8 protein-coding genes and 1 pseudogene are annotated in these 8322 nt (G+C 62.2%); 5 read left to right on the top strand and 4 right to left on the bottom strand.

Annotation, left to right across the window (positions count from 1 at the left end; translation table 11 throughout):
- Positions 1–82: 82 nt before the first annotated feature.
- Both QMX88_RS29945 and QMX88_RS29940 read right to left on the bottom strand, forming a co-directional pair.
- A complete protein-coding gene (locus QMX88_RS29945; protein ID WP_423574802.1) occupies positions 83–946 on the bottom strand; it encodes a methyl-accepting chemotaxis protein in 864 nt (287 codons plus the stop codon).
- Positions 941–1708, bottom strand: a pseudogene (locus QMX88_RS29940) (MCP four helix bundle domain-containing protein); the annotation flags it as partial. The gene QMX88_RS29945 and the pseudogene QMX88_RS29940, both read right to left, overlap by 6 nt.
- A gap of 191 nt (positions 1709–1899) precedes the next feature.
- Between QMX88_RS29940 and QMX88_RS27990 the strand changes: the two are divergent.
- From QMX88_RS27990 to QMX88_RS27980, 3 genes are all read left to right on the top strand, one after another.
- Positions 1900–2388: a GFA family protein gene (locus QMX88_RS27990; protein WP_282373496.1), complete on the top strand. Its 489-nt coding sequence runs from the start codon at positions 1900–1902 to the stop codon at positions 2386–2388.
- Between the two features lie 165 nt (positions 2389–2553).
- Complete coding sequence (locus tag QMX88_RS27985; protein ID WP_282373495.1) at positions 2554–4107, top strand: FAD-dependent oxidoreductase; 1554 nt, start codon at positions 2554–2556, stop codon at positions 4105–4107.
- A 46-nt stretch (positions 4108–4153) separates the two neighbouring features.
- Complete coding sequence (locus QMX88_RS27980) at positions 4154–4309, top strand: hypothetical protein (RefSeq protein WP_192174314.1); 156 nt, start codon at positions 4154–4156, stop codon at positions 4307–4309.
- A gap of 10 nt (positions 4310–4319) precedes the next feature.
- Here the strand turns inward: QMX88_RS27980 and QMX88_RS27975 are convergent, their stop codons facing one another.
- Entirely contained in the window at positions 4320–5417 is a 1098-nt protein-coding gene (locus QMX88_RS27975; protein WP_282373492.1) for an MBL fold metallo-hydrolase, read from the bottom strand.
- Between the two features lie 236 nt (positions 5418–5653).
- On the opposite strand from QMX88_RS27975, the gene QMX88_RS27970 reads away from it, so the two are divergent.
- Positions 5654–6283 (top strand): TetR/AcrR family transcriptional regulator, encoded by a 630-nt coding sequence (locus tag QMX88_RS27970; protein ID WP_282373491.1) that lies wholly within the window; start codon positions 5654–5656, stop codon positions 6281–6283.
- Between the two features lie 9 nt (positions 6284–6292).
- Here QMX88_RS27970 and QMX88_RS27965 read toward each other — a convergent pair whose 3' ends face one another.
- Positions 6293–6973, bottom strand: coding sequence for a DJ-1/PfpI family protein (locus QMX88_RS27965; protein ID WP_282373490.1), 681 nt, complete (start codon positions 6971–6973; stop codon positions 6293–6295).
- Positions 6974–7133: 160 nt separating this feature from the next.
- Between QMX88_RS27965 and QMX88_RS27960 the strand changes: the two genes are divergently transcribed.
- Complete coding sequence (locus QMX88_RS27960; protein WP_282373489.1) at positions 7134–8117, top strand: GlxA family transcriptional regulator; 984 nt, start codon at positions 7134–7136, stop codon at positions 8115–8117.
- Positions 8118–8322: the final 205 nt, after the last annotated feature.

Below are 8322 nucleotides of genomic sequence, written 5' to 3'. Positions count from 1 at the left end.
GCTAAAGCCGGTCGCACTCATACCGCATTACCCTGTGGGACCGGCTTTAGCCGGGAAGCCTTTGAGACGTTGAGAAGAACCATCAAACCCGAAAGCGCGTCACCACCTGGTTCAGCTCCGCCGCCAGCCGGGACAGTTCGTTACTCGACGCGCTGATCTGGTTGGCGCCGGACGACGACTGCATCGACAGGTCGCGGATATTGACGATGTTGCGGTCCACTTCCCGGGCGACTTGCGCCTGCTCTTCGGCGGCGCTGGCGATGACCAGATTGCGTTCGGAAATCTCGTTGATCGACGTAGTGATGCGGCTCAGCGACTCGCCGGCACCCTGGGCCAACCCCAGTGTTTCGGTCGCCCGTGAGCGGCTGATCGACATCGACTCCACTGCTTCGGTGGAACCGCTGCGCATGGTCGTCACCATTTTGTCGATTTCCAGGGTCGACTGCTGGGTGCGGTGGGCGAGTGCGCGCACTTCATCAGCGACCACGGCGAACCCGCGTCCGGACTCACCGGCCCGTGCGGCTTCGATGGCAGCGTTCAGCGCCAGCAGGTTGGTCTGCTCGGCGATGGAGCGAATCACGTCCAGCACCTTGCCGATGTCCTTGGACTGATCGGCCAGGTTCTGCACCAGGTCCGAGGTGTGCTGGACGTTGCCGGACAGGGTCTGGATCGAATTGACCGTGTCGATGACCCGGCTCTGGCCGTCGCGGGCCGCCGTGTTCGATTCGCTCGACGCCTGGGACGTCGACACGGCGTTGCGCGCGACTTCCTCGACCGCCGAGGTCATCTCGTTCACCGCCGTGGCGGCCTGTTCGATTTCGGCGTTCTGCTGGTGCAGACCGCGATGGCTGTCTTCGGTCACCGAGTTCAGCTCGGTGGCGGCCGACGCCAGCTGGCTCGCCGAATTGCCGATCAGGCTCAGGGTCGAGCGCAGGTTGGTTTGCATCTGCTGCAACGCGCTCTGCAAGCGCGTCACTTCGTCATTGCCCTCGACGCGAATGTCATGGGTCAAATCGCCCTTGGCCACGTATTCGGCGGCATCAACCGCTTCCTGCAGCGGGCGAACGATGCTGCGGGTCAGCCACACCGCGAGCACCACGGTGGCCAGTGCTGCGATCAGCACGAACACCAGCACCACGTTTCGGGAGTTGCCGTATTGCGCTTCGGCGGCAGCGCCTTCGAGCTCGACCTGATGGGAGTAGAAATCACCCAGATCGCCCAATTGCGCGCCGGAGTTGTCGACGGCGGTTTTCATGTCCACCAGCAGCAGTTTGTTCAGCGCCTTGAAGTCACCGCTCTCGGCGAGCACAAAAGACTGGGTCAAACCGCGCTGATAATCGACCAGGGTCGCGCGGAATTTGCCGTACAACGCCTTCTCTTCCGGGGTGTCGATGAAGGTGTCGAGGCTGGCGAGTTTCTCGTCGAGGATCTTCGCGCGCGCGTCCATCTGACCTTTGTAGACGCTGAGATTTTTCGGATCGGTGTCAAGGGCAACCCGCAGCGAGATCGTGCGAATGCGCAGCATGGCTTCGCGGATGTCGTTGACCAGACGCATGCTCGGCATCCAGTTGCTTTCAACCGCCACCTCGCTCTGTCGGATCGTCGACATCTGGCTCAAGGCGAACCAGCCGAGCAGCGCGACCAACAGGGAAATCAGGGTAAACCCAAGGCCGGCGCGGCGGGCGATGGTCAGGTTGCGTAGGCTCATAAAGGGTGGCTCATTCTTGGAGGGGCGGGACGCAAAGTGGTCATATGACTACGGCTTATCGACGTTGCCGCAGGCTTCTTTAGCCAACGGTCCGTGAATAATCCGAACGCCCGTTCGAGAAAACATCGAACCCCGCCCGCTTGAGCGGTCTAGACCCTTAGGCCCGACATCACATTCAAGCGGAGGTGAATATGCATCTGGAAGGTTCCTGCCATTGCGGCGCCGTCGAATTCAGCCTGACAAGCGCCCATCCCTACCCTTATCAACGCTGCTACTGCTCGATCTGCCGCAAGACCCAGGGCGGTGGCGGCTACGCGATCAACCTGGGCGGCGATGCGAAAAGTCTCGACGTCAAAGGCAAGGACAACATCGCCATCTACCACGCGAAGATGCGCGACGATGAGGGTCACCAAACCCGCATCAGCAGCGCTGAACGGCATTTCTGCAAACGGTGCGGCAGCGGGCTGTGGCTGTTCAGCCCCGAGTGGCCGGAGCTGATCCACCCGTTTGCGTCAGCCATCGACACGCCGTTGCCGACTCCGCCGGAGCACACGCACTTGTTGCTGAACTCCAAGGCGCCCTGGGTGGAAGTGGCCGCAGGACCCAATGACCAGCAGTTCGAGGCATTCCCTGAAGAGTCGATTGCCGACTGGCATGAGCGGCTCAAGTTGACGCAATAGCCAGACGCAGTGAAATGACCTCGGATTTTGGGCGTTCCACCGGCAGTTGAAGCGAACGGCGCGCCCGCCCAACCGACTTCCCGATAATTCCCTGAACCTCTCCCCCGACGGCCGACTCCCAACTAAAAGCCCCTAAGTCCAATAAAAGCCCACAAGGAAGCGCACATGCCTCTGCATCGAGTCGCCCCTCTGACCGATATTCAGCAAGACCGCGGTCTCCAGGTCGAGTTTGGCGAAACCAAGGCGCTGCTGGTTCTGCACGGCGACGAAGTCCGCGCGTTTCAAGCCTTCTGCCCCCATGCCGGCGCGCCACTGGCCGACGGCGCGATCTGCAACGGCCACTTGGTATGCCCCTGGCACAAGGCCGAATTTTCCATCGACGACGGCCATCTCTGCGAACCGCCTGCGCTGGATGCCCTGACCCAATACCCCGTCCACGTCATCGATGGCCATGTGCATGTCGATGACCAGCCCATCACCGCCGACACGCCGACGCTGGCCGAGGACAGCCGCTGCTTCGTCATCATTGGCGCCGGTGCGGCGGGCACGGCGGCTGCCTGCGCGCTGAGGGAAAAAGGCTTCAACGGTCAATTACGGCTCATCGACAGAGAAGCCGCGGCCGGGTACGACCGCACGGCGCTGAGCAAATTTGTCTTGTCCGCCGAAATGGATACCGATGAGATCCCGGCTCTGCGCGACGACGGGTTCTACCTGAGCAACCGCATCGAACGGGTGCACGGCGAGGTGATGAAACTGGACGTCGTCAACAAGCGGGTCACACTGGCGGACGGGCGCCGCTTTGACTACGACGCGGCGCTGGTCACCACCGGTGGCGAGCCGCGCGCGCTGTCCCTGGTGGGCGCTGATCTGCCGCAAGTCCTGACCCTGCGCAGCCGCGACGACGCCAGCCGAATTCTTGCGTCGATCCACCCAGGCAGCCATGCATTGATCGTTGGCGACAGTTTTATCGGGCTGGAAGCGGCGTCGGCGTTGCGCACACAAGGTGTGAGCGTGACGGTTCTGGCCCGTCATGAAGTACCGTTTGCCGGTCAGTTGGGTGAGCGCATCGGCAAAGCCCTGCGGGCGCTGCATGAGCAGAACGGCGTGCTGTTCCGCACCCACGTGGACGTCAGTCGGTTCGAGGGTGATGAAAAAGATGGGCAGCTGCTGCAGACGGCGGTGCTCAGCAATGGCGAACGACTGCAGGTGGATCTCGCCTTGGTCGGCGTCGGCGTGAGCCCGGTGACGCATTTCATCGACGGCGTTCAACTGGAGGACGACGGTTCACTGGCCGTAGACGACGGCATGCGCGCGGGCAAGGATCTGTGGGCGGCCGGCGACATTGCCACCTTTCCGCTCAACCATCAGCCCCGGCGCATCGAGCACTGGCGCCTGGCCCAACAACAGGCACGCATTGCGGCGGGCAACATGCTCGGCGAGGACCTGCGATACACCGATGTGCCGTACTTCTGGACCTACCATTTTGAGAAGCGTCTGGATTACCTCGGCCACGCCGAAGACTGGGACGACATCGTCTACTTGGGCGAGCCGGAACGCTTCGATTTCCTGGCGCTTATCTGCAAACAGGGCGTTGTCGCGGCGGTGGTCAGCTGTGAGCGTGAACGGCCCATGGCGATGCTCGCCGAACGCATGAAACGACCGCTGTTCAAAGACGAAGCGCTGATGCTGATCAACCAGATCGACCAGATCGACCATTGAGCACGTGCATCAAATCAACCATCAACCTCGTACACCGGAGGGCGCCATGCCTGATAAAGAGTCCAATCGCGAAGACCTCGACCACAAGCCTGAAAACGCAGGCAAGGTCGGCGAGGAACACAAACAAGCCAATCAGAGCGGTGAACAACAGCGACCACCGGAAACGGAGCATCCGGCAGATTCCACTGACGCCAAACCCTGAAATAGCCCGGTTAACCGCGACTGGTGACCTGCTGGCGATCGTCCCGCCGTTTCGAGCAGCGGTCGGTCGCAGGCTCGGCAGCCTTGTCCACTTTCAGCCACCACGCCTCGCCTCGGCTGGGGTACTGAACGTAAAACGGCTGGCCCATTTCCGGCGTGGTGATGGAAATGCTGCGGTCCCACGCCAGCGCGAGAATCCGGTCGAACGGCTCGTGCCAGGCGTGCATCGCCAGGTCGAAGGTGCCGTTGTGGATCGGCAGCAGCCACTTGCCGCGCAGGTCGATGTGCGCCTGTAGCGTCTCTTCGGGCTGCATGTGCACGTCCGGCCAGTCTTCGTTGTACGCGCCGGTCTCCATCAGGGTCAGGTCGAACGGGCCATACTCCTCGCCGATCAGCTTGAAACCGGCATGATAGCCGGTGTCACCGCTGAAAAAGATGCGCTGCTCGCCATCAAGCATCACCCACGACGCCCACAGGGTCTGATTGCCGTCACGCAGCGTACGGCCCGAGAAGTGCTGCGCCGGGGTCGCCACAAAGCGAATGCCATGAATCTCCGTCGACTGCCACCAGTTCAACTGTTGGACCTTGGCGGCCGGCACGCCCCACTCGATCAGCGTGTCCCCTACCCCCAGCGGCGTAATGAAATGCTCTGACTTGTCCTTGAGCACCTGAATGGTCATGTGATCGAGGTGGTCGTAGTGGTTGTGGGAGAGGATCACGGCCTTGAGCGGCGGCAGGTCTTCCAGGCGGATCGGCGGCTGATGGAACCGCTGCGGACCGGCCCATTGCACCGGCGAAGCACGCTCGGCGAATACGGGGTCGGTCAGGAAGTATTCACCGCGCAGTTTCAGCAGCACCGTGGAGTGGCCCAGCCGGTAGACCGTGTTATCGGGCGCCGCGAACAGTTGCTGGCGCGACAGCGGCTGAACCGGGATCTCCCCGGCCGGGCGGGTGTGGTGGGGTTTATTGAACAGCGCATTCCAGAAGATGCGCAGGGTTTTGCCCACGCTCGAGCGCGCCATCGGCTTGTGATTGAAATAGCGACCTTCACGCCGAGTCAGAACGGGCAGCGCAGGATTTGAATCAAGGTTTTTTTCGATCGAGGCCATGAGGGTGCTGACTCCATGAAACGGGTGAAGGTGGCGTTGCGGGAGCTGCAAGCTGCAAGAGCATGCTGTACGCCGTAAGCTTGCGACTTGAAGCTTACAGCTTGAAGCTCTTGGCTGCTTCTACACTACACAGTGTAGTTTCAAGCTTGCACGATGAGCAAAGAGAAGTAAACTGCCCGGTGTAATTTTCTTGTCGGGCGGTTGAGTCGTCCGCGCCACCTCACAGAAGCGAATCCATGACTGCCCCACTGCGACTGACCGACCGTAAACGCGAAGCCATTGTTCAGGCGGCGATAGCCGAGTTCCGCGATAACGGTTTCGAGGTCACGAGCATGGACCGGATTGCCGCCCGGGCCGAGGTCTCCAAGCGCACGGTCTACAACCACTTCCCCAGCAAGGAAGAACTGTTCTCCGAAATGCTCCATCGCCTGTGGTCCTCCGCCGCGACGCAGACCGATGCAGTGTACAAACCCGGCGTGCCCCTGCGCGATCAACTGCGCGAATTGCTCGACGCGAAGATGAAAACCCTCGGTGACAGCAACTTCATCGACCTGGCCCGTGTGGCCATCGGCGCGACCATTCACTCTCCCGATCGTGCGCAGATCTGGGTTAGCCGACTCAATCAACGGGAAGAAACCTTCACCGTCTGGGTGCGCGGCGCCCAGCAGGACGGCCGCCTCAAGGCCGTCGAGCCGGTGTTCGCCGCGTCGCAGATCCATGCATTGCTCAAGGCCTTCGCCTTCTGGCCGCAAGTCACCCTCAACGAGCCCCTGCTCGCGCCGGACAAGCAGCGCGAAGTGGTCGAGTCGGCGCTGGACCTGTTCCTCTGCTGGTATGAAATCCCGCTCGATAAATCTCCGCTCTAATCCCGCCCGTTAATCCATGGCCGCCGTGACGCGTTCGACAATCTGCCGACGCGCCAGCAAACCCTGCATGGCGCGATCGGTGGCGACGGCGAGGATGTTCGCCGGTGCGGTGTCCGGTCGGCCGGAATCGTAGGGCGGTGCCGGCGCGTACTCCAATTGCAGCTGAATGGTCCGGGCGGTATCCGCGTCAAACACTTCGCTGATCAGCGTCAGCGCAAAATCGATACCCGCCGTCACGCCGCCGCCGGTCATCAGGTTGCCGTCGCGCACCACGCGCTCGTGCACCGGAATCGCACCGAACTGCTCCAGCAATGAATGGGACGCCCAGTGGGTGGTGGCGCGGCGGCCTTTCAACAGCCCTGCTGCGCCGAGCACCAGCGCGCCGGTGCAGACGGAAGTCATGTACTGCGCCGTGGCCGCCTGATGCTGGATGAACGAAAGGGTTTCCGCGTCTTCCATCAATGCATCAACCCCTACCCCGCCCGGCACGCAGATCACGTCCAGGTCTATGCAGTCGGCGAAGGTCGCGGTCGGCACCAGGGTCAGGCCGGTGCTGGACTGCAGCGGCTCAAGGTTTTTCCAGACCAGATGCACGACCACGCCGGGCATGGTGGCGAAAACATCGTAGGGACCGGTGAGGTCCAGTTGCTGGACTTTGGGGAATACCAGCAGGCCGATATGCAGGGTCATGGTGTGTTTCCTTGTACTGAAAGTGATTCATCTGACGGTATGAAGTGACGCGGCCGATGGGGCTCGGCCAGCGACTGGACGAAACCACTGTAGCGAGCTAGCCTCTGGCGGATACGCCATAAAGCCGACAATTCACGCCAATCTTCACAGTGAGAGCGCCATGCCCCATCAGCCTAGGCCGGTTCACGTTCTGGCCTTTCCCAACGTTCAGTTACTCGACGTCACCGGACCGCTGCAGGTGTTTGCCTCGGCCAACGTCATGGCCCAGGAAGCCGGCCTGAACAAAATCCCATACCGGCCCATGGTCATCGCCCGCGAACCCGGCAGCGTGGTCTCCTCCGCAGGGCTCGGACTGCTTACTCACCCGCTGCCGTCCACATCTTCGGACACGCTGATCATCGCCGGTGGCGGCGCGGTGCACACGGCGCTGCTGGACCCGGTTCTGGTGGACTGGGTGCGAACGCAATCCGCCAGTGCCCGGCGAGTGGCGTCGGTGTGTACCGGCGCATTTTTACTGGCGGCGGCGGGCGTGCTGGACGGCCATCGGGTGGTCACCCACTGGGACAGTTGCGACGAACTGGCGCGGCGTTTTCCGCAACTGCGCGTCGACCCGGACCCGATCTTCATCAACGAAAACCAACTGTGGACATCCGCCGGGGTGACAGCAGGGATAGACATGGCCCTGGCGATGGTCGAGGCGGATTTGGGCCGGGACATCGCCCTGGCCGTGGCGCGGGATCTGGTGGTGTTTCTCAAGCGCCCGGGTGGGCAGTCGCAGTTCAGCACGGCGCTGTCGATGCAGCACCAGACCCGTGATCAAGGCAGCCGGTTTGGCGACCTTCACGCCTGGATTCTCGACAATCTGGCCAGTGACCTGTCGGTTGCCACACTGGCGGCGCAGGTGGGCATGAGCGAGCGCAGTTTCGTCCGCCACTACCGCGCCCACACCGGGAACACACCGGCGCGGGCCATCGAGCAACTGCGCGTCGAAGCGGCGCGGCGACTGCTGGGGGACAGCGCGCTGCCAATCAAGCGCATCGCCGACCGCTGCGGTTTTGGTACGGAAGAAACGTTGCGGCGCAGCTTCATGCGTGCGGTATCAGTGACGCCCCAGGCGTATCGGGAGCGGTTCACTGCGGCATGAAGCGGCCGCGAATGCTGACTGTCCTTCCCCAGAGAAAGTGGCTGGCTGTCCTGGCCTCTTCGCGAGCAAGCTCGCTCCCGCGAGTCTCGGCATGGTTCGAAATCCCAAGTCACCCACGATCCTGTGGGAGCGAGCTTGCTCGCGAATGCTGACTGTCCTTCCCCATAGAAAGTGGCTGGCGTCCTGGCCCCTTCGCGAGCAAGCT

The sequence above is a fragment of the Pseudomonas sp. PS02290 genome (assembly GCF_029960075.1).
Classification (GTDB): Bacteria; Pseudomonadota; Gammaproteobacteria; order Pseudomonadales; family Pseudomonadaceae; genus Aquipseudomonas.
This window is presented reverse-complemented; position numbering and strand designations above follow the sequence as displayed.